At 53.3% G+C, this 20,956-nt stretch carries 16 protein-coding genes; 11 read left to right on the plus strand and 5 right to left on the minus strand.

What is annotated here, in order from left to right:
• The first annotated feature begins 73 nt into the window (after nt 1-73).
• From Enr10x_RS18160 to Enr10x_RS18175, 4 genes are all read left to right on the plus strand, one after another.
• Entirely contained in the window at nt 74-2,506 is a 2,433-nt protein-coding gene (locus Enr10x_RS18160) for a S1 family peptidase (protein WP_145450920.1), read from the plus strand.
• A 13-nt stretch (nt 2,507-2,519) separates the two neighbouring features.
• Nucleotides 2,520-3,152 (plus strand): hypothetical protein, encoded by a 633-nt coding sequence (locus Enr10x_RS18165; RefSeq protein ID WP_145450921.1) that lies wholly within the window; start codon nt 2,520-2,522, stop codon nt 3,150-3,152.
• 304 nt (nt 3,153-3,456) lie between these two features.
• Nucleotides 3,457-4,203 carry a hypothetical protein gene (locus tag Enr10x_RS18170; protein WP_197997272.1) on the plus strand — a complete coding sequence of 249 codons (747 nt, stop codon included), beginning with the start codon at nt 3,457-3,459 and terminating at the stop codon, nt 4,201-4,203.
• Between the two features lie 136 nt (nt 4,204-4,339).
• Nucleotides 4,340-4,738, plus strand: coding sequence for a YybH family protein (locus tag Enr10x_RS18175; protein WP_145450923.1), 399 nt, complete (start codon nt 4,340-4,342; stop codon nt 4,736-4,738).
• A 126-nt stretch (nt 4,739-4,864) separates the two neighbouring features.
• Here Enr10x_RS18175 and Enr10x_RS18180 read toward each other — a convergent pair whose 3' ends face one another.
• Nucleotides 4,865-6,328 (minus strand): M56 family metallopeptidase, encoded by a 1,464-nt coding sequence (locus tag Enr10x_RS18180; RefSeq protein ID WP_145450924.1) that lies wholly within the window; start codon nt 6,326-6,328, stop codon nt 4,865-4,867.
• A 103-nt stretch (nt 6,329-6,431) separates the two neighbouring features.
• On the opposite strand from Enr10x_RS18180, the gene Enr10x_RS18185 reads away from it, so the two are divergent.
• A protein-coding gene (locus Enr10x_RS18185) for an IS5 family transposase (RefSeq protein ID WP_390620441.1) occupies nt 6,432-7,261 on the plus strand; the annotation gives its coding sequence in 2 pieces (ribosomal slippage) (nt 6,432-6,822 and nt 6,822-7,261; 831 coding nt in all).
• Nucleotides 7,262-7,269: 8 nt separating this feature from the next.
• On the opposite strand, the gene Enr10x_RS18190 is transcribed toward Enr10x_RS18185, so the two are convergent.
• Together Enr10x_RS18190 and Enr10x_RS18195 are read right to left on the minus strand one after the other, a co-directional pair.
• Nucleotides 7,270-7,668, minus strand: a complete 399-nt coding sequence (locus tag Enr10x_RS18190) for a BlaI/MecI/CopY family transcriptional regulator (RefSeq protein WP_145110946.1) — start codon at nt 7,666-7,668, stop codon at nt 7,270-7,272.
• A 167-nt stretch (nt 7,669-7,835) separates the two neighbouring features.
• Nucleotides 7,836-9,395 carry a sulfatase gene (locus Enr10x_RS18195; protein WP_145450925.1) on the minus strand — a complete coding sequence of 520 codons (1,560 nt, stop codon included), beginning with the start codon at nt 9,393-9,395 and terminating at the stop codon, nt 7,836-7,838.
• A 255-nt stretch (nt 9,396-9,650) separates the two neighbouring features.
• On the opposite strand from Enr10x_RS18195, the gene Enr10x_RS18200 reads away from it, so the two are divergent.
• From Enr10x_RS18200 to Enr10x_RS18215, 4 genes are all read left to right on the plus strand, one after another.
• Nucleotides 9,651-10,016 carry a BlaI/MecI/CopY family transcriptional regulator gene (locus Enr10x_RS18200; protein WP_145450926.1) on the plus strand — a complete coding sequence of 122 codons (366 nt, stop codon included), beginning with the start codon at nt 9,651-9,653 and terminating at the stop codon, nt 10,014-10,016.
• Nucleotides 10,017-10,051: 35 nt separating this feature from the next.
• On the plus strand, nt 10,052-13,402 hold the full coding sequence (locus tag Enr10x_RS18205) for a M56 family metallopeptidase (RefSeq protein ID WP_145450927.1): 3,351 nt from the start codon (nt 10,052-10,054) through the stop codon (nt 13,400-13,402).
• 149 nt (nt 13,403-13,551) lie between these two features.
• Nucleotides 13,552-13,947, plus strand: coding sequence for a BlaI/MecI/CopY family transcriptional regulator (locus tag Enr10x_RS18210; RefSeq protein ID WP_145450928.1), 396 nt, complete (start codon nt 13,552-13,554; stop codon nt 13,945-13,947).
• Between the two features lie 10 nt (nt 13,948-13,957).
• Nucleotides 13,958-16,930 carry a M56 family metallopeptidase gene (locus tag Enr10x_RS18215; RefSeq protein WP_145450929.1) on the plus strand — a complete coding sequence of 991 codons (2,973 nt, stop codon included), beginning with the start codon at nt 13,958-13,960 and terminating at the stop codon, nt 16,928-16,930.
• A 16-nt stretch (nt 16,931-16,946) separates the two neighbouring features.
• Here Enr10x_RS18215 and Enr10x_RS18220 read toward each other — a convergent pair whose 3' ends face one another.
• Together Enr10x_RS18220 and Enr10x_RS18225 are read right to left on the minus strand one after the other, a co-directional pair.
• A complete protein-coding gene (locus Enr10x_RS18220; protein WP_145450930.1) occupies nt 16,947-17,693 on the minus strand; it encodes a TlpA family protein disulfide reductase in 747 nt (248 codons plus the stop codon).
• Nucleotides 17,690-18,640: a beta-propeller domain-containing protein gene (locus Enr10x_RS18225; protein ID WP_145450931.1), complete on the minus strand. Its 951-nt coding sequence runs from the start codon at nt 18,638-18,640 to the stop codon at nt 17,690-17,692. The genes Enr10x_RS18220 and Enr10x_RS18225 overlap by 4 nt, the downstream gene beginning before the upstream one ends.
• A 326-nt stretch (nt 18,641-18,966) precedes the next feature.
• On the opposite strand from Enr10x_RS18225, the gene Enr10x_RS18230 reads away from it, so the two are divergent.
• Nucleotides 18,967-20,292, plus strand: coding sequence for an FG-GAP repeat domain-containing protein (locus Enr10x_RS18230; RefSeq protein ID WP_197997273.1), 1,326 nt, complete (start codon nt 18,967-18,969; stop codon nt 20,290-20,292).
• Complete coding sequence (locus tag Enr10x_RS18235) at nt 20,292-20,933, plus strand: protein-disulfide reductase DsbD domain-containing protein (protein WP_145450933.1); 642 nt, start codon at nt 20,292-20,294, stop codon at nt 20,931-20,933. Before Enr10x_RS18230 ends, Enr10x_RS18235 begins: the two co-directional genes overlap by 1 nt.
• Nucleotides 20,934-20,956 lie beyond the last annotated feature (23 nt).

The raw sequence follows: 20,956 nt of genomic DNA on the forward strand, positions 1-20,956 counted from the left end.
CCTGCATTAAACAACCTAACGGTTGTCCGCATCAAGATTTATTTAACTTACACAGAATCGTTACCCGCGTTGAGTGCCACTGGTCGGCGTCAAAAGCAAACTGGACTACCTGGTGGTTGCAGACCGGAACCGCAAGTTGCTGTATGTCCTGACTCCTCATGAGGTGAAAGTCTATCCGCTGTCGGCTGTGATGGAAGAAGTGGCGGACCGGAAAGCTGAATTTCCCCTGCAGGAGTTCAGCCACATTTATCATCGTATCTATCGGATTCGTGGTTACCTGCTGGATCACCCCATCGCCTTTACAGAGAATCAGCAGACCCATCTGTTTGTCCTGGATATGGGCAAAAACCAGATGCTGGTAGCGAAAACCCCCGCGTTTGAAATTCCTGAAGAACTCCTGGCTCCCGGTCTGATCACCGCAGCCCCAAATTCAGGAAATCCTGCTCCCGGCTCACCTGCCCCGGCAGCAAAGCACGCGGCTCCAAACCCGCTGAAGTTTCCGGCTCTGATTGCCGAAGGGGAACCGTTCTCGCATCAGCTCCCCGAGCAACCAGAGACGCGCTATGAACTCATGTATGGACCACAGGGAGTGAACCTGAATGAGAAAAACGTAGTGACCTGGAAACCCGGCTCGAAACAGGTTGGAAAACAGGAATTCAAAATCAAGGTCACACAGGGAGACAAGGTTTCCTTTGAGCGGGTGGAAGTCGAAGTCGTCTCCCGCGATCTGGTCAAAATGTATGGGGGGCTCGACAAGCTGCAAAACTTCCCCCGGCTTCACCTCGAGCTGGAACCTGCGAAGCTGATCCCGACTCCGGATTATCAGTCGCTGCTGGTTCTACAGGGGAAGAAAGTTCATCGTCTGACGGGGGATGGCATCAAGGACGTTCAAACCTATGAGCTGCCGGAACGCTATGAGTTTATCGGCGAGCGGGACGGGACTTTCCTGGCCCTGGATCAGGGCCGGTTTCAACTGGATCTGATCGATCAGAAAAGCGGCCGGGTGAAAAAAAGTATTCCCCTGGACAAAGCGGGAGTGCCGGTGCTGGAGATGACCGATCTGGCGGTGCACCCGAAGTTGGACATCAGTTATGTGGCGATCAAAACGGGTATGGAGGTTCCCCGCTACCGGGTGCTGGTGGTCAATGAAAGCAATTCCCGGGTGATCGCCCCGGATGAACTTCTGGGAACGTGGGGCTGCGTCGATCCGTCCGGAAAAATGCTGTATACCGGCTACCGGGATCTTTACCGGAATGGGACGAAGTTCCATATCAACCCCGGCTGGCGTCTGCTGGAGGTTCCTCAGTATGGTAACCTGGATTTCCTGATCAGCTTCAAGCTGCGGAGAGGGATGCCGGTGATCTATCAATATATTGACAACGCGGGAGGTAATGGGAATGGGATTCGCCTTTCTCCCGACGGGAAACGGATTACGTATCTCTCGAACGGTGGATTTCCCTCACTTTCGCGTAACCTCGCTGGCTGGAATGCAACACAGTTCAAGCAGAATCCGGTGGTGTATGAAACGAAGGGGCGCGGCGTATGTACGCAGTTGGCGTTCCACCCCACGTTAAAAATAGTTGCAGTCCCTGGCGGAAATTCAGCGGTGCTGTTTGACCGTGAGACAGGCGAGGTACTGGAGAACAAGCTCCTGCTGCTGGACCGGGGACTGGGCGATGTGAAAGTCGCCGATCTGGCTTTCTCTCCCGATGGGAAGTCACTGCTGTTTCACTGTCAAAATCCGTTCCAGGGCAATTACGTGAGAGCAGTCCCCCTCAAACTGACTCCCACGGAACAAAAGCAGGTGGGACGCAAGATCAATCTCGCGCAGAAAAAACCACGACCGGTACCATCGATCAAGCAGGCGGAACTGCAGGCGTTGAAACTGGACGCCAAACCGGAGAAACAGACTCCCCGACAAATCGCGGAGCGATTCAATCCCTCTGTCGTGCTGATTAAGACCGAGACCGGTTCAGGAACGGGCTTCGTCGTGGGCAGTGAAGGCTATATCCTGACGTGCGCCCATGCGGCTCCTGAAGATGAAAAGATCCTGGTGGAGTTTCAGGTGGGGAAAGCGTCCCCTAAGGAAGCTGAAGCGACCATCATTCACTGGGACGAAGAACAGGACCTGGCACTGCTCAAACTGAATCAGAAAGTGAAGCTCTCCCCGGTCGTGCTGAGTTCCCGCACGACTTTCGACTCGGGTGAACATCTCACGGTGATTGGGAATCCGGGACTGGGCGAAACGATCCTGTCACAAACACTGACTACAGGCGTGATCAGTAATCCGAAGCGGATACTTCGCGATCAGCCGTTGATTCAGATCTCCGCCGCGGTGAATCCGGGTAACAGTGGCGGCCCTGTCTTCGATGATCGGGGCCAGGTCATCGGACTGGTGATCTTAAAGGCCGATATCGAAGCGGCCGGATTTGCGATTCCCTCGACAGAACTCCGGAAGTTCCTGTTGTCTGTCACCAGGGGGAAACCGGTCGCCAGTAAAAACTGAGGAGATCTGATCGATGACTGCCAAACACGCTTTTCTGACCGTTTTGATCAGCATCGTCATATTCGCCCTGCTGGGTGCGGTGGGCAGCCAGTTGGTGCATGTTTTGTTCCCCAATTATTACAGGGCAGTCTTTCGCATTCCAGAAAGTTCTCTGTCCAGTCCCGCTCAAGTGGGAATGCAACTGGGAATCACTCAGGGGGCAGGTCTGGGAGTCTTTCTGGCCCTGGGAATCCTGGGAATCACTGCCTGGCAGGCACGTGCTCAGACTTCTCCAAATATAGAGACAGCTGCCACGACAGCTAGACAGGGCTTCTGGCATGGTAAGCTGATCTGGGCTCTGGTGACTCTGATGCTGGTGGTCTTCTGCAGCGCGGTCACTTTTGTTGCAGGAGGAATCATGGCTCAGCAGCAGCTCTACCTGAGGATGCGGGCAGAGAAGCAAGAGATCCTGGCTCAAGTTCTCTCGGAAAACGACTATCCCGGTCTCAAATCGGAATTTTCCTCGGCAGCCCAGGTTTACCTGACGGGAACCGTAGTGAATGAGGAACAGTGGGAGCATTTACGCCAGCAGCTGGTGCAGGCCTGTGGAACGGATGAGGCAGATAAAATGATACGGCTGGTCGAAATCAAACAAGGCTCTCAATAAAACCACGAGTCTGATGCACAGCACATCGAAACAGACAAAAAGTTAAACGATGCTGAGCCTGCCTTGCTGCAGGACCAGATCAGAGCGTGTCAGAATGTGTGGCTTGATACGATTCCCTGTCAGTTGAGCCATTCGATTTCGAGGCAGAGCGTGAACATTCTCTTCTCTTTCCTGAAATCCCGATATAATAAAAACAGAAGATGTTATTCATAAACAATTGCTGAAACCGGATCCGATGGCTGAAAAATACTATATTGAATGTGACTGTGGAAAACGGGCGCGGGTAGAGCTCCATGAAGCAGGTATGGATAAGCGCTGTCAGGCCTGTCAGCAGATGGTGCGGGTTCCCGATACGATCACCCTGCAGCAATCATCGGGAGACAATTACCCCCTGCTGCGGCCGCTGGAAAAAATCCTGGCCACTCTTCGGGAAGGAGAGCCTCCGTTCGACGGTCTCTGCCATCACTGTGAGTGCCGGGACGCTGATATCCTGATCCCTGTCAAGCTGCGGATCCTCATCGAACGCTACATGAAAGATGATGGCGGGATTCGCCCGACGATCACGGGGGGAGTCAAACTGGTGGCGTCAGCCGCGGAAGAGTACTGGAAAGAAGTCTGGTTTCCTTTACTCCTGTGTAGCGAATGTCAGAAAGAATATATTGAGGACCGGGAACAGAGACGACGCAAACGCCGCTGGGAATTACTGGGGTTGTTCGCGTTACTGGGGGCGTTTCTGGTTTTCGCATACTTCTTCACAGCAATTGTTGCCTTGTGCTCACTTTTCTTCTGGCTGTTGCTGGCCTTTTGCTGGGCCTCCCAGTTTCGCAACCGAATCAAACTACAGGCCTGGCAGCTCCCCTGGCTGGAAGAGATCCGCTGGGTCTCCGAAGCACTGGCGATGGAAGATGAATATAACCTGGAGACAGGCAAAACATTGGATCTGCGTAAAATCCGACACATTATCGAAGGATCAGAAAACACGGACGACAACCTGTCGCCGATTCAATGGTGGATGCAGCAATTCAAACGCAGCTATTTTGAAATACCCTGACGTAACAGGAGTGCAACTGAATCCCCTGAAAGCCCTGTCCTCCAACAATCAATGCCTGAGGAAGCAATGACAAGAGATGATTAAAACATCCAGTCATCTGGCAGGACAGGTTTTTGAGTGAAAGGATGGTGAAGTGATGCAAAGCGATGAACAGGAAATACGCGATCTGGTCAGTACCTGGCTGGAAGCGACCAAAGCAGGTGACACGGAACAAGTGCTGGAACTGATGGCAGAGGATGTCGTCTTTCTGGTCGCGGGTGAGCCACCAATGGTTGGAAAAACCCCATACAAAGAAGCGGCGCAACCTCACCCCGATCAGCCGGTCCCAGACATTGACGGAATCAGTGAGATCCAGGAGATCAAGGTGCTGGGCGACTGGGCCTACATGTGGACGGAGATGGAAGTCAAGGTGACGCCGCCCGGCGGCCGCCCGGTGAAACGGGTCGGCCACACATTGTCAATCCTGCATAAAGAGAACGGCAAATGGGTCATCGCCCGTGATGCCAACATGCTGGTACCGGTAACGGAGGGCTGACATCGAGAGTAGTTCTGAAGTAACCGCAGCTATTTTTCGGATGGGAACAGAGGCAAAAAAAGAACACCGACCGGATTACATCGCGCCAAAACTCTTCCGGTCGGTGATCCGCTGATAAATTTCTGTTTACTCTGCACCAAGTGCCTTCATGATCTGCTCGACACGCTGATGCTGTTTGCGATCTCCTTGTAGCAGGATGACTTTATTTGAATCGATTTGCAGCTGCTCCGCGTGGTTGGAAGGCATGAGAATTTTGTGATTATCGTTATCAAACAGGGAATATTCTGAAATCTCCAGTTGAAACCGTCTGGCAATCCTGAATGCCTCAATCGTTTTGGCAAATGATTCTGCAGCCTCTTCCGTGTCGAAGAAATAACCTCTCAGAGAAGTTTCCACGCCCCAACTAACAAGCTGGGCATGGCTGATTCCGGGCTTATGGTAGGTTGCTGTTCCTGGTTTCGGCTTTTCCTGCGTCTCAGCTGCCTGTGCCCCCTGATCTGAGTTCACAGACACTTTTGTTTGCGGGACAGTTTCATCTTTCAGCTGCTTTGGCTCTGCACCAGCACTGATGGGCAGCAGCGTCATGACCATCAGTCCGCAACTAACAGTGAGCAGACAAGCAGCAGGTGAGAGCGTAAATTTCACTCGGGAACGGGCAATCATTTTAATTCTCCTTTTAAAGGACTGGAACTCGCCAAACTGTGCCCCTGCGACAGGTAGTACAGATTCAGAATGAGACAGTGTATCGACAACAGACAACAGGGTTTTCGCATATAATTGACGGGAACTGGCTGAACGTTCTATCGCCAGTGCATCACAACAGCATTCCATGGCCATCAACATCTCACGTCGTGCGAACCAGGCAACCGGATTCCACCAGAACAGACTTGTAATCACAAACGCCACCAGACTTGCCAGCTGATCGCGACGGACCAGATGCGCCAGTTCGTGTGCCAGAACATGACGTAACTGCTCTTCACTGGCCACCTCTGAAAAAGTACGAGGCAAGATGATGGTTTTCCGGCGCTTTCCACTCCAGAGCATTGGTGAACAAGCTGCATCGATCACAACAAGTGCAGGCTTCTGCTTAAGATGAAAGTGAGCACAGAGCTGCTGCAGAACCTGTTCGGCTCTCTGTGAGCCTGCCTGAAAACGAGTTAGTAAGTTTCGCATACGGAAATGTTTTGCGATCAGTTTACTCCATAGAATCAAAGTCCCCAGGAGGCTGAAAACACTGAACAGAACCGCTGAATTCCACAACTGGCGGGGCTGAGTATTGTCTTCAATTATGTTTCCGGTATCGGCTAAATCGTGTGCAACTCTGTCATCGTGAATAAAAAGACTCCCATAGAGTTCCGTTGCCAGACTTTTCTGTGCCGACTCACTCCATTCCATGACCCGTGTTTCAGGGAGTATGGGAACCGTCATTAACGGTGGTGTGACCAACTTCAACAGCACCAGCAACCAGAGAATCTGCCTGAGTGCGGGACGATTTTGTAAGACAGGTAACAACCCTACCGCCCAGAGGAACAGAGCCAGCACCGTTACCAGCAAGAGATTCCACAACAGGCAGTAAAGCAGAAGGGGCATGGGACTATTTTCCTAGAGGTAGTTTCAAAACCCAAAACTACGTGAACAGTTTGGTATAGTATTTGTACGAGTACCTCCCTCGAAAGGAGGTCTCATTATGACCATGACCCGCGTGTCACGACCTGCCACAGGTCGCAACATTACCGGGTCCAGGACGGAACCAAAACCACAACTCTCGGACGAGCAATGGCTTCTGATCAAAGATCTGTTTCCAGAACCACCGGTAAACGCAGCCGGAGGGCGGCCCAGAGTGGCTCCCCGCGAGTGCCTCGAAGGAATCCTTTGGGTATTAAGGACCGGTGCCCGATGGAAAGATTTACCAACATTTTTACCATCTCCCAGCACCTGCTGGCGGCGTTTCAAGGAATGGACCGAAGACGGTGTCTTCCTGGAAGCGTGGCAGCGATTGCTCGAACACTTAGACCGCCGGAAGCTGGTTGTCTGGTCGGAAGCATTCGGGGATGGCACATTCTGCCCCGCAAAAAAAGGGGCGCCGATGTCGGAAAGACAAAACGGGGAAAGGGAACCAAGCTTATGCTGCTGGTCGACGGAAACGGGCTCCCTCTCGCTTTGGATCGTGCCAGTGCCTCTCCGGCAGAGGTGAAGCTGATTGAATCCCTGCTGGACCAGCGAGTTTTGCCACGCGACCCCGATCGCCTGATTTATGATCGTGCGGCCGACAGCGATCCCCTGCGCACAGAGCTGGCGGAACGGCAGATAGAGCTGATCTGTCCGCATCGCAAGAACCGTGTGAAACCAGCGACGCAAGACGGGCGTGCTCTGCGGCGATATCGACGCCGCTGGAAAGTCGAACGCACCATCAGCTGGCTGTTCAACTTTCGTCGTCTGGTAATACGATATGAACGATACAGTCATTTGTTTTTAGGATTCGCACAACTCGCGTGCGTGTTCACCTTACTTAATAAGTTATGAAACCACTTCTAGTCTTTGATTTGTTTGATGATCTTTTCTATCTCTGCACGCTTCTTTTTGTCGAGATTCACCTGCTCTACCAGCGACAACAGCATCGGAGTCAGTGAACCGCCGAAATGATGATCTGCCAGATGCTTCAACTGTCTGCCGACATATTCCTGTCGTGAGATGGTGGCAGAAAACAGATGCGCAAAACCGGCCTTATCGACTGCTACCAGTCCCTTTTCCATCAGACGATCCAGAAAGCTCTTCACCCCCCCGTGTAAGGAATGCTCATGTCGACCATACATTGCCACCACGATCTCTCGTACTGAGCTCCCTTCGGGGTGCTTCCAGAGAATTTCCAAAACTGTGCGTTCTGCGTCCGTAACATCAGAACCTTTCGAAGGGTTTTGCTTCTTTGACATGGGTGCTCCCTAAAACATTCTCATACATCCTGCATGAGATGTTAATGCATTTTGCATGAGATTCAAATGCTATTTTCCAACATTTTTCCAGAAGCGAATTTAAGCGGTGGCCTGTGAACGGGATACGTTTTAGAAATTCATATCCCGTTCATGCATCCCAGGCCGATTCAAGGCAGTTTCGGTTTGACCGGTTTCGTACTGCCTTCAGCCTCGACCGGGTACTGTGCATGATGAGCCTGCATGCTGTCGATCAGTGCCTGCATCATCTGTTTGAGCTTCTTCGGCTTGGACTTCGCCAGGTTGTGTTGTTCGAACGGATCTTTCGCCAGGTTATACAACTGGTAGTGCGAGCCTTCCGATTCTTCGGACGGGAAGTAGTGATAGATCACTTTCCAGTCGCCGTCCCGATACACCGTGAAATAGTTGCTGCGATGCGGCGAATGGGGATAGTTCATCAGGAACGTCTGCGGACGCGAATGATCCTGTTCTCCCAGCAGCAACTGATCCAGGGGGAGGCCATCCATGATGTAGCCTTGGGGAGGCAGAATGCCTGTGATATCCAGAATCGTGGGGAAGATGTCATAGACCGCAGCCACCTGGGTCTGAATGACATCAGCGGGGATGGGCAGCTGCTGCTGATTCTCATTATCTGGGTTCGGTTTCGCCCAGGCCGCAATGAAGGGAACCCGCATGCCCCCTTCATAGTGCGCGCCTTTCTTTCCGCGGAGCGGCGCTGCACAAGCCACGGCGTGCTGGTGCCCCAGTGGTGCGTCAGAGCCGTTATCCCCCAGGAAAAAGATGAGTGTATTTTCCGCCACGCCCAGCTTCTCCAGTTGCTGCATGATATCGCCCAGTGACTTGTCCATGCCTTCAATCAGCGTGGCGAAGGCCTGTGCATTCTTCGGCTTGCCCGAATCCTTATAATGGTCAGCAAACCGGGGATCGGAATCGAAGGGGGCATGCACTGCGTAGTGCGCCATGTAGAGGAAGAACGGCTGTTTCTGTTTGACGGTTTCCGCCAGCGCTGCATCGGCTTCGAGCGTCAGCGCCTCGGTCAGAAAGGTGTCGGTGCCATGATATTTATCCAGGCCGGGCACGGCGTGATGCGCGCGACGGGTCCCCAGTCCATATTTTTTCTCAGCATAATAACTGCCCGGTGCCCCGAATGCAGCGCCGGCGATATTCACATTAAAACCGAGATTGAGAGGTTCCGCACCCGGAAAACCATCGGCTCCAAAATGTCCTTTACCCACATGGATCGTCCGATACCCTTTTTTCTGTAGCAGGCGCGGCAGCGTGACATCTTCCTTGCTTAAACCTTCCCAGTCCCAGTTGGGCGGCCCTTTGGGGCCCTTGTTATTTTTAGCGGGATTGATCCAGTTGGTCGTATGATGCCGGGCTGCATTCTGGCCAGTGAGAATCGAAACCCGGGTCGGCGAACAGACACTCATCGCGTAGAAATTATTGAAGCGGATCCCCTGCTTCGCCAGACGTTCCATGTTGGGAGTGATGTAATAATCATTGAGGGGATAACGTTTCGGATTTCCCTCGGCGTCGGTCAGAAAGGGAACCGAAGTATCCATGACTCCCATATCGTCCACCAGGAAGACAACAATATTGGGTGGCTGTTTCGCATTCAGCTTCGCTGCCTTGAGAGGGGACACTGAACTGAGAACCAGAAAACAGACAGCAGCCAGTGCTGACAGACGCAAGACTCGTGAATTCATGGGAGCTGAGTTCCTTCCTGAAAGAGCGCTGAATAATGACGAAGAGCAAACTGGCGGAATTTGCAATGGAACCACTATAACAGGCCAGCCCCGATCCTGTCTAATGCTGCCCGTCTGGAACCGCATCACTGCTGGAAATCAATAGCAGCCGAAGTGTGAGATAAATAATCAGATTCTTGAATATTCAAATTGACAACTTGGTTTTACCAGAGTAAATTGACTCTTGTAAATTCACACCCAGACAAGGAGAGACGGATGAACGCCAGCCAACTGGGTCGGGTCCAGCTGCAGATCATGCAGGTCCTCTGGGATCGGGGCCGTGTCAATGCGCGTGAAATCACAGACACCCTCAACCAGCATTCAAACATTGCCCACAGTACAGTCCAGACACTGCTGCGTCAGCTGGAGGCCAAAGAGGCTGTGGCCCACGACGTCGAGGATCGCACGTTTGTGTTTTACCCGCTGATCAAGGAAGACAAAGTCACGCGGCAGGCCACACGCGAACTGATCAATGATATTTTCGACGGCTCCGCAGCCGGGCTGGTCGCCTATCTGCTGGAGAATGAAAAGATCCCCAAATCAGAATTACAGCAGCTGCGCAAGCTGATCAACGACGAGTAATCGCGAGGCACGCGCTATCGGCAGGAGGACAAATCATGATGGAGACAACGGTCGCTTATTTTGCTGTGCATGTTCTACTTCAATCCACACTGCTGATTGCGGTCGGATGCCTCGCGATGCGGTTCTGCGGCCGAGCGAAGCCGGTCGTGCATTCTGTAATCCTGCGTGTCACCCTGCTGGCGGTCCTCATCTGCCCACTGGTGTCGCTCGCTGCAAATTATCTGGGTGCAACCAGCTATGCCATGCTGCCTGCCTGGGACAACAATGATGTTCTTGTCACAGAAAGGATTTCCGCTACCGAAGCGTCAAGCTCACCGTCACTGGAGAACGGAAGCAGCCAGCAATTCTCTACACCGCACGTCTCAACAGAAGCAATGCCCCTGCCGCAAGATCCCGGAATGACTGCGAATATGCCTGTGGCAGGGGAAGTTTCCCCCATAGCTGCAGATAACACGACAGTGCCATCAGAATCATTTGTTAATGAGAAAACAGGGCTCAGCCTGCAGGCTTTGATTAGCTGGGTCGTGACGCTGATCTGGTTGTCGGGGGCTTTGTTTCTGCTGACAAAGCTGCTGCGGGCCTGTCATGGAATGACCCGGGTGGTCAAAAACAGCCAACCGGCGGAAGCGCAACTGCAAAACCTCTGCCGGGAGACAGCAGAACGGCTGGAACTGCGTCCGCCCGAGGTTCGTATCTCCCCCGCCGTGCATTCCCCCTGCCTGACAGGCATCCGCAAACCACTGATTCTGCTCCCCGCACAGAACAACCTGTCGGACGCTGTGCTGCGTGATATTTTTCTACATGAACTGGCTCACCAGACGCGACGGGACTGTCTGTATTTTCTGCTGGCTCGTTTTGCGACCGCGGTCCTGTTTTTTCAACCGCTGGCCTGGTGGCTCGCGCGATGCCTGGAACAGCTGGCCGATGATATCTGTGATGACTATGTAATCCACTACGGTTCCGGACGAAAACGTTACGCGAATACGCTCGTCGATTTTGCGGAACGGCTGCCAGCCCCTTCACTGGCGACCGAAGCGGGGCTGGCCATGGTTTCACACCGTTCCGCATTGAGCCGTCGCGTGCTGCGGATTCTGGACTCATCCCGCGTGCTGACGCTCCGCCTGCCTATGAAATGGGTGGCCCTGATTCTTGTGCTGGGATTCTTTGTAACTACCAGTGCAGCCGTGCTGGTGAATGCCCGGGCAGATGGTTCTGTAGAAAAAGAAGACGCCGGGGCACAGACAGACGAGGATCTGGCAGCAGCGGTGAAAGCACAATCCACAAAACAAAAGCAGGACGGAAAGAACGCAGGATTACACCTGAGGGGGAATGTTGTCAACCCGGCAGGTCAACCGGTTCCCAATGCATCGATCGGTTATGTCAGTACAGGCATGGATCAACGCCAGCGAACCAGGCTTACCACCACCGATGCACGGGGGAATTTCGAGATTACGATTCCCGCCTCCGATCCACGTTACGCCGCCCTGCACAATGACAGGATGCTGGTCGCCATGGCTGACGGTTTTGGCCCGGCAGTGGAAAGCGTCATGCAGTTTGATACTTCCGGGGAAATGCGCAAATCACTGCTCAAACGAATTGCAGCATCGCATGCTTCCCCGGAATTTCTGGAACAGGCCCGAAAACGAATCCAAAAAGCCACGCCCACGTTGCAACTGGTCACCGATGACGTGCCTTTAACAGGCACCGTGGTCGATATTGAAGGGCAGCCTGTGACAGGCGCCCGACTGCAGGTGACGCAGCTTCATGCTACTGAGTCCGGCTCACTCGACGACTGGGAACAGGCAGCGCAGAAACCAGGTGCCGACTTTTATGAGACCCGCATGCTGCTGATAAAAAGTCTCGGAAATGATGTAGGCGGTGCCACGCTGGAATACATCCCCAGCGTGGTCACCGACCGAAACGGTCGGTTCACTTTCAAAGGCCTCGGACACGAGCGAATTGTCAAGCTCCTGATTTCCGGCCCGGGGATTGCCACGAGTTACGCTTTTGCCCGCACCAGACAGGGAAAGGCGATCGAACTGCCCATGCAGGCACGCAACCCCTCTTCGGAAACCATCGTCTATCATCCGTCTGAATTCACCCATGTCGCGGGACCGTCTCTGCCTGTCATCGGGGTGGTTCGGGATGCGAAGACACGCCAACCGCTGCCGGGAGTCACCCTCCAAAGCTATCATCTGGCGGGCCGCCGAGTGTCAGGCTGGAGCGAAGGCCTGGTCCAGGCGGTCACCGACAACCAGGGACGTTATCGCCTGGAAGGCTTACCGATTGGGAAAAACGAAGTCATCTGTCTGGCAGCCCGCGATCAGCCTCATCTGCTCTACAAATTCAGTACGGAACTGAATGCAGGCAGCCCGCCCCCCCAACAGGACGTGGAACTGGTCCGGGGAGTCTGGGCCACAGGCCGGGCGTATGATCGAGTCTCTGGCGAACCGATTCGCGGCGGGCGACTGGTATATGCCCCGCTGCAGGGGAATCCTTTCGCGAAATCGATCCAGAAGTCTTATGCCCTGCTCACATCGCATTATCGGCTGCAGGAAGATGGGACCTATCGGATTCCCGTGCTGCCGGGCCCCGGGGCTATTGGGGTCATGGCAAACGATCACATGCTCTATCAGCGCGGCCAAGGGGCGGAGAAGCTGATCGATCAAGACAACCCATTCAAGGCTTTGAAGACGACACCTTTCTGGATCGTTGCCACGAACTACCACGTTCTGGCGAAAGTCAATCCGGCAGAAGACGCGAAATCAGCCCAAGTCGACCTGCCGTTTGATCCGGGACCGACTTTGCGGATCAACGTCGTCAAACAGGATGGCACAACCTCTCTAAGTGGAAATTACGTCGGCATGATGGAAGAATTTCCGAGCTGGAACGGCTTCGAGCAGGGACAGCTGGAAATCAGGGGTTATCGGTCTGATCACCCGCGGCGCGTTCAGGTCATTGATCCGGAAAGCCAGCAGGCTGGTTACCTGTTAATCAGCAAGCAGAATCCAACCGATTTGAAAATTACCCTGGAACCCTGGGCCGAGATCACGGGGCGTCTGGTCGACGAATCAGGTAATCCAAAAGCTAGAGTGATACTCTCTAACGTTTATCAGGCCATCAGCAAAGATCCAAACGTTGCCTTACTGCCTCCCAATCCGGAGCAGAAATCGGGAGGCACCGTCAGCTATCTGACCGACGGAAACGGACGGTTTCAGATCCGGGGGATGATTCCCGGGGCAAAATACAGCATCGCAGCCCGGGAAATCCGCAAGAATGGCGGCTACTTTGAACTGGGCGATTTCCTCAAGGGAAAGCCGCTCCAACCCGGTGAGGTGCGTGATCTGGGCAACATCATTTTCAAAAGGCCGACCGAAACCAATTGACGAGGTCGCTCCATCCTTGACCAGCAGTATGACAGGCGATCATTCCTGCAGACGTGCTTTTTTCCAACGCCGTCTTGACACCTGTGACAGATTGTCCTACCCTTCCCTGCGACATAACGTCCCAGGTCTACTGAAAGGAAGCGATGACGATGGTCAAGACGCCGCGCGATGTCACGGAAGCAGAATTGAGTGTCTTACAGGTACTCTGGCAAGAGGGCCCGGCCACGATTCGGACGATTACGGAAATCCTCGAACCTGAACGAACCGACTCGTACTATTCCACCGTGAAAAAACTGCTGGAACGGCTGGAAACCAAGGGATTTGTGAACCGGGAACCGGCGGGCATCGCCTTCATCTACCAGGCCAGTATTGAGCGTGACGAACTGGTGGGGCGGCGCCTGCAGGAAGTGGCGGAGACGCTGTGTGAAGGTTCCCTGACACCGCTGCTGACTCAACTGGCGCAGCACAATGATCTGAACCGGAAACAGCAGAAGGTGCTGATGGATCTGATCGACGACCTGGCCCGACAAAACCAAAAACCATAAGGAGATGGTAATGGATCTGCTCTGGAAACTTTTACTCAGCAATGCGGTGATCGCCGGTTGTCTGTTCGCACTGGTCCTGCTGGTCCGTCGCTGGGTGAAGAACCCGGCCGTGTTACACCTGCTGCTGTTGCTGGTGTTGATCAAGCTGATCACCCCAGCCGTCTGGTATCCACAGATTGCACTGTTCGCAACGAATACCGAATCCCCTGCCGCACAATCTGAGCCAGCTTTTTCGCAGGGAATCGCATCCGAATCGAATTCCCATCGACGATCGTCTGCTGAATCAGGTCTGACCGTTCTCAATTCCCTGAAAGAGGGCTTGAATAACAGGGAAACCGCTGCTCCCAGGACGACAAAGACCAATCTCACATCTTCTTCGACAACCGGGTCGGCTCCACCAGGTGAAGTCACCACTCAACCAACCTGGTCGGAACGACTGATATCGTATTTCGCTGGACAGAAATGGAGGTTTGCCTCCTTCGCGTTCCTGATCTGGGGTGTCGGCACCGTGGTCTGTTTTCTGACAGGAACGATCCGAATTCTCCGCTTTCGGAAACTCTTAAAACACGTACAACCCGCTTCTGCCGAACTGCAGCAGCGCGCCTGCGCACTGGGAGAACGCATCGGTCTCAAATCGGTCCCCCGGGTCGAACTGATCCCGGGTGCGATCTCTCCCCTGCTCTGGGCATTCTGTTCACGCGCACGGATCATATTGCCGGAATCACTCCTGCAGGAACTGAACGACGCTGAAATTGAAACATTGCTGTTGCACGAACTGGCACATTACCGCCGCGGCGATCACTGTGTGCGCCTGCTTGAATTCATAACGACTGGACTCTACTGGTGGTACCCAATCGTGTGGTGGGTCCGCCGGGAAATCCGGGTAACCGAAGAAGCCTGTTGCGACGCCTGGGTCATCCAGACTGAACCCGCCAAACGCCGGGCCTATGCAGAAGTCCTCGTCAAAGCGACCGGTTTCGTATCCCAGGCGCAGCGCATCCCCGCAGCCACGGGCATGGGTTCGCAGCGAATCCTGGAACAGCGGCTGACGTCGATCATGCGGGACTCATTGAAGCACCAGATTTCGCGGCGGGGAAAATTTCTGCTGGCGTTGGTGGCATTGATGTTATTGTCACTGGCTCCCCTGCCCGGCACTTCGCGGGCGGAAACCAGGGTGGCAGAGAAACCGGACCGGCTGCCGAGCGTGGAAACGATTCTCAATGGTTACCGGGATAACCTTCAGCGGTTACTGCCGCTGGAGATGACGTACCAGGTGTTGATTAAAGAGAATATGAACTGTATCAACAATGATCGTCAGCAGCTGAGAGATGCAGAGTTGATGACGACACTCAAACACACTGATCTCAAAACACCGGATGGAAAGGTGGTCTACAACGAACTACAGTTCGCATATGTAGTCGGTGAATCATTAAGGCGTGCAGAGGAGCTCAGAGCCAGTTTGACTCCGGATCGTATCAAATCACGACAAGAGGGCTGGATTTCAGATCGCAGCTATTTCTGGTCGGATGGGAAATCATTCCAGCGCCGCTGGCCGGGTAATTTAAAAAACTCCGAACTCGATCTGACGCCCCGAAAATTAACTCAGGCTGCGCTCCCGCATTATTTTAAATCCATCTATGTTTTGTCCGCCATCAAAGGAGCCACGCCGCCATATCGCGTCTGGTTTGGTGCCTCTTCAAGTTTTCCCCAGGGACAGGGACGCATCACGGATGACTTCAATCGGGTCACTTCTTACAAAACGAGGGCACCGCTGGCCGTTTCCCAGTTCCCATGGGATGAAAAACAGGACTGGCAGCACCTGGATTATTTCATGACCCGTTCAACTGAAGACTATAAAGTGGTCGGCTGGCGGAACTTCCAGGGACGTCGCACGATTGTCCTGGATGGCTGCTTTACGCCTATCCATCAGCAGACAGGTCTACGCAACCGTTATCGTATCTGGGTGGATCCTGAGCGAGGCTTTTTGCCGTTGCGAATGGAAATGACCGACGTAAATACCCAGGGACAAGCGGTGCGCGAGGTCTATCGGTATCTGGAGGTCGAGCAGATCGACCAGTTCGCGGACAGCTATTACCCGGTCAAAATCCATTTCCAGAATTACACCGTCGACAGCCCTGGCATTCAGAAGCAGAATGAGAAAATCAGGGAGAATAATCTGGACCCCAAATCACTTACTCCTCTGCCGTTAGTCCCCGGGCGCAGTGAAATCTGGACAGTCACCAGCTTCACGGCAAACAAAACGATGGAACAGAATGAGCTTGCCTGGGAATTTCCTCAGGGGGCCGTTTACTGGAATGATCTAGATGGGAAAAAGTATGTGGCTGGTCGGCCAGAACAGGGTCCCTTGCCTGCATCTCCACCTCCGCCGCTTCAGCCAGGAACACCAGCGCCGCCTCTACAGGTGAAAGCCTGGCTGAATGGCAAATCACAAACACTGGAAGCGCTGCGGGGCAAAGTCGTCTTCCTGTTGTTCATCGACGGAATTCAGGAAACAGATTACTCCCAGATTCCTGCAGACATGCAAAAGCCGCTGGAACAAATGCGGAATTTTATGAAAGCATTCCATGCCAAATATTCTGAGAAAGGGGTTGTCTTCCTGGAGGTCCATCCACCAGGTACGGAGCCGGATAAAATCCGTGCGTTTCATCAGTTCCGTCAATTTGAAACGCCTGCCGCCATCGACCTGGCCAGCCAGCAGGGAGGTAAGACGAACATCCTCTATAACGGCGTTGATATGGATTTGAATTTTCTATTGATTGGTCGGGATGGCCATATCGCCTTCACCCAACAGTCCCTGGAGAACGAACAGGGAGAACTCTATTACCGCTATGTAGCGAACAAGCTCTCCATCCCAATACATGAAAATATTTCAGAAGAGGAAGCGATGAAAAACGGGATGCGAATTCTGGAGTACATGGTGAGCGAACAGTTGGATCAAGTACTCGCAGTTGAGAAAGAATGAAGCAAAATATACAGCTTCACTCGGCTGGTTTCGCTTGAGACTCATCCGGCACCTGCGCCAGTTGCTGGTCCAACGTCTCCCGCAGCTTCTGCAGGTCGCGTTCGTCGAAGCCCATCTGGGAGTAGACGATCTTCCCTTCCGGGGAGATGATCAGTGTGCGGGGAATGTATTCTTTTGCGAATTGAAAATAAACCTTTCCATCCACGTCAGGGGCAGCCGGGAAGGTGAAATTGTTTGCCGCACAGAACTGTTGCACCTTCTCTTTCGTTTCCTCGCGTCCGATCACCAGCAGGCGAAAGTGTGGATTCTGTTTTCGCTCTTCCCAGATCTGCTGGATATGCGGCGATTCCATCCGGCAAGGGCCGCACCAGGTGGCAAAGAAATTGATCAGGAGCACATCACCACGCGCGTCTGCTAAAGAAAACTCCTGATCATTGATCGTCGTCAGCGAGAAGTCTGGCGCCGGATCCCCTACATGAACAACCGATGAATCCGCCAGGAGTTTCGCCCGGGCCGCCTCGTACTCTGCCAGCTGTTTTCGTGCGAGGGATGGTAGAAAGATCCAGATCTGGACAACATACAGTGTAGCCGCCAGCATCACGATGCCGGCGATGGAGGCCAGCAGACGGATGACATGTCCTCGGCGTTTGTCGGTATTCCAGCGGAGTATCATCATCCCCAATGAAGAAACAAACCCAACCAGGGCAATCATAACACCCGCACTCACGACATAGAGAATCGTATTATATGTCTCTCCACTCATGGCGACTCCGCTTTAAGAGCCCGCAGCTTTTTCCGCACCAGTTTCGACTGTTCGTCATCCAGAATTTCCCAGCAGGCCAGGCCGTTGCCGACCAGATCGAATTCATCGAACTGCCAGACGATCTTGCGGTTATCGTCGAGTTCGAGGATCTGTGGATTTTCAGGGCCGGCGTGACAGTTGCCGATCACCAAATTGCCGTTGTCGAGTTCCTGCAGGCAAGTGGTCCACTTGAGGGCTACATTGGTGCCCGGGACGCGTTCTTTGACTTCCCAGATGGTGCGTTTATCGGGTGTCACTTCGCGAACGCTGTGACCGCTGCCCGAGGCGATGAGCGTATTGCCGTTCTTGAGACGCAGGGCGCCGTAGACGCGGGTGCCGATCGGATATTCCCAGATCACCTTGCCGTCACGATCGTATTCAATGACAACGCCCGGCTGTTCGGAACAGACCAGGTAGGTCCCCTCCGGCGTGATGCGCATCAACCGGGTGGACTGTGCGCCCCCCTTCTTCAGGGGAAACTGATGCACCAGCTTGCCGTCCCGGTCAACTTCGATGATCCGGCCGACGCCACTTTCGACGATTACGGTATTGCCATTGGGAAGTCGTTTAAAGGCGTGCACATCGACCCGCTTCCCGGCATTGCCGTTGCTCTTCGCGGAATCGTACGTCCAGACGACTTTCTTAGCGAGGGAGATCTCTTTGAGCCCGGTCCAGCTATCGTGAAACAGGATGTTCCCATTGGGGAGCAGCTGCACATCGTGATGGCCGGCGTGTCCCTTGGCGGGCCCTTCTGTCTCGTACGACCAGAGGACTTTACCTTTGGTATCACAGATCGCGAGAATATTTTTCTGGTAGGATGCACTGACCAGGACCAGTCGTTCCGCGGAAGCGACGGAGGTCATCAGGAGAGCGATTACAAGAGCGAAGAACTGCGCGGCGCGTGGCATGTTCATGGTGATCCTTATCTATCGTAATTCAGAAACAACTGACTGCATATCGATGGTAGTTCGTCTATGATAACAGTGAATCCTGACAGCCGAAACCGATTTTCTGTTTCCGGTCATACCTGGAAGAAGATAGGATACCAGGGGCATAGAATCCCTCTACCAGGTACAGCAGGGCTCCCCATCGTCTCTGTCAGACAACATATTTAAAATTAAAGCACATTTTTTACAAAAGATAGACAAAACCAGTAATCGAGAGTTATTAACAGTAGAACGCTGCTTTGCATTTTCCCCTCGACCGCTCAAGTCATACGATGGAAGGAGCTGAGATGTTTTTTCGCTGCACGTTGATACTGTTGGGGCTGCTGATTCACAGTCCGCTCGATCGTACCTGCTCAGCCGCTGACATTTTCGAAAAGCCAGTACGTCTGCAGGCGGATGGGAAAGTCATCGACACGGGGGAACACTGGGGGCACAGCAGTCCCTGTATCGAAGACCTGGACGGGGACGGGCGGGATGATCTGATCCTGGGGGATTTTCGAGGCGGTTTTCAGTTCTATCAAAATGTGGGAACCCAGCAAAAGCCGGTCTATCAAAACAAGGGCAAGATTCAGGCTGACGGCAAAGACGCCAAAGTGAATATTTACTGCTGTGTCGGTGCGCAGCCGCGGTTTGTCGATCTGGATGGTGACGGCATCCGGGATTTCATCAGCAGTTCCTATGATCCCGGCTACTGCTATTTTTTTCGCGGACTGCCGGACCACAAATATGCTGCACCGGTCGAGTTGAAAGATAAAACTGGGGTACCGGTACAAAGCGCTGTGAAACCGAAACAGAAAGTTCAGTCGTTCGGCAGTTTTTATATGCCGGTCGACTGGGACAACGACGGAGATTTTGACCTGTTGATCGGCTGCTTTGACGGTCAACTGAAACTGCGGATCAATGAAGGAACAGCGGAGAAATACGCCTTTGCTGCAGATAATCTGACCGTGAAGGCAGACGGTAAACCGCTGGAGGTGGAAAAACACTGCTGTCCGGTGGTGGCTGACTGGGACCAGGACGGCCTGTGGGATCTGCTGGCGGGTAGCGATGAAGGGAGTGTTACCTGGTTCAAAAATGTGGGCTCAAAAACGGTGCCCAAATTTGCCGCTGGTAAGGTTCTCGTCCCGAAGCATGCTGGGGACGGTTATAATCAGGTAATCTGGGATGAGAACAAGGTCGTACCCGGGATTCGCTCTCAAATTGAAGTCGTTGACTTTAACCAGGATGGTAAGCTGGATCTCATTCTCGGTGATTTTTGCTCAACATATGACTTTCGTGAGGACCTCACTAAAAAGGAAAAAGCAGAGGTAGAAAAACTGTTGTCAGATGCGAAATCACTTGGAAAAGCCTATCGAGAAAAAGTGCTGGCCCTTCAGGAAGATTTCAAAAAACGCTATCCAGGAGATCAAATCTATAGCGAACAGGCTACGAAAGAATGGAGCAATGCTTACAAAGCCTTAAAAGAAAGCCCCGAGGCAAAACAACTTGAAAAACTCGACGCACAATTCACCAGACAGATGCGTCCCTACTTGGCAAGTACCGATGGAAAGCGAGACCACAGCTATGATCTCGCCAGAGGGCACGGCTATGTCTGGCTGTTTCTGAGGAAATAATGAGCAATCTCACAACGAATACTGAATCTGTTTTCCGCACCTGCCTGCTGCCATCCGTGCTGTGGTCGGCCTGTATTCTCATCACAGTATCTGGGTGTGAAAAGTCTGAACTGCCGGAAGCGACTCCCGAAAAGAGTCCTGATGCAAAACTTCCTCAAGAGGAAACCAGTCCCCCGCCATCAGATCAGCAGACGCAGCAGGCAAAAAACTTAGATCGGAGCGAAGGCGAGCAGGTCACCGTGATTCTGGAAGTTCCTGATCAACCAGTTAAAGCTGGCGCAAGCTTCCCGCTGACCGTCAAATTCGAAATCGCCCCGCTGTGGGAAATCCGCACACTTGATGCACAACCCGCAAAGGTCGCTACTCAACTTAAGCTGGAACTGCCGGACGGTTTTCAAGCAGCTGGAGACTGGCAGGCGCCTCCCTCAGGACGGTCGCTGTCCCTGGACAACCATCCGGTCTATGCAGGTGAGGCGGAATTTCGACAGACAGTCCAGGTGGACGCCGATGTCAAACCGGGAGAATATACACTGAGCTGCCAGGTACAATACCAGGCCTGTGATGAACAACGCTGTCTGAGTCCTGTGCAGAAAAAGCTGCATGTGACTGTACTGGTGGGCGAGTCACAGACAAACGATTAAAATGCTGTCTGTGCTCTCGCTTC

Source organism: Gimesia panareensis (genome assembly GCF_007748155.1).
In the GTDB taxonomy this organism is placed as follows: Bacteria; Planctomycetota; Planctomycetia; order Planctomycetales; family Planctomycetaceae; genus Gimesia; species Gimesia panareensis.

Bases quoted from the DNA above. Each gene is read 5' to 3' on its own strand.
- Enr10x_RS18165 (WP_145450921.1), top strand. From the start codon at position 2,520: ATGACTGCCAAACACGCTTTTCTGACCGTTTTGATCAGCATCGTCATA.
- Enr10x_RS18170 (WP_197997272.1), top strand. From the start codon at position 3,457: ATGGATAAGCGCTGTCAGGCCTGTCAGCAGATGGTGCGGGTTCCCGAT.
- Enr10x_RS18175 (WP_145450923.1), top strand. From the start codon at position 4,340: ATGCAAAGCGATGAACAGGAAATACGCGATCTGGTCAGTACCTGGCTG.
- Enr10x_RS18180 (WP_145450924.1), bottom strand. From the start codon at position 6,328: ATGCCCCTTCTGCTTTACTGCCTGTTGTGGAATCTCTTGCTGGTAACG.
- Enr10x_RS18190 (WP_145110946.1), bottom strand. From the start codon at position 7,668: ATGTCAAAGAAGCAAAACCCTTCGAAAGGTTCTGATGTTACGGACGCA.
- Enr10x_RS18195 (WP_145450925.1), bottom strand. From the start codon at position 9,395: ATGAATTCACGAGTCTTGCGTCTGTCAGCACTGGCTGCTGTCTGTTTT.
- Enr10x_RS18200 (WP_145450926.1), top strand. From the start codon at position 9,651: ATGAACGCCAGCCAACTGGGTCGGGTCCAGCTGCAGATCATGCAGGTC.
- Enr10x_RS18205 (WP_145450927.1), top strand. From the start codon at position 10,052: ATGATGGAGACAACGGTCGCTTATTTTGCTGTGCATGTTCTACTTCAA.
- Enr10x_RS18210 (WP_145450928.1), top strand. From the start codon at position 13,552: ATGGTCAAGACGCCGCGCGATGTCACGGAAGCAGAATTGAGTGTCTTA.
- Enr10x_RS18215 (WP_145450929.1), top strand. From the start codon at position 13,958: ATGGATCTGCTCTGGAAACTTTTACTCAGCAATGCGGTGATCGCCGGT.
- Enr10x_RS18220 (WP_145450930.1), bottom strand. From the start codon at position 17,693: ATGAGTGGAGAGACATATAATACGATTCTCTATGTCGTGAGTGCGGGT.
- Enr10x_RS18225 (WP_145450931.1), bottom strand. From the start codon at position 18,640: ATGCCACGCGCCGCGCAGTTCTTCGCTCTTGTAATCGCTCTCCTGATG.
- Enr10x_RS18230 (WP_197997273.1), top strand. From the start codon at position 18,967: ATGTTTTTTCGCTGCACGTTGATACTGTTGGGGCTGCTGATTCACAGT.
- Enr10x_RS18235 (WP_145450933.1), top strand. From the start codon at position 20,292: ATGAGCAATCTCACAACGAATACTGAATCTGTTTTCCGCACCTGCCTG.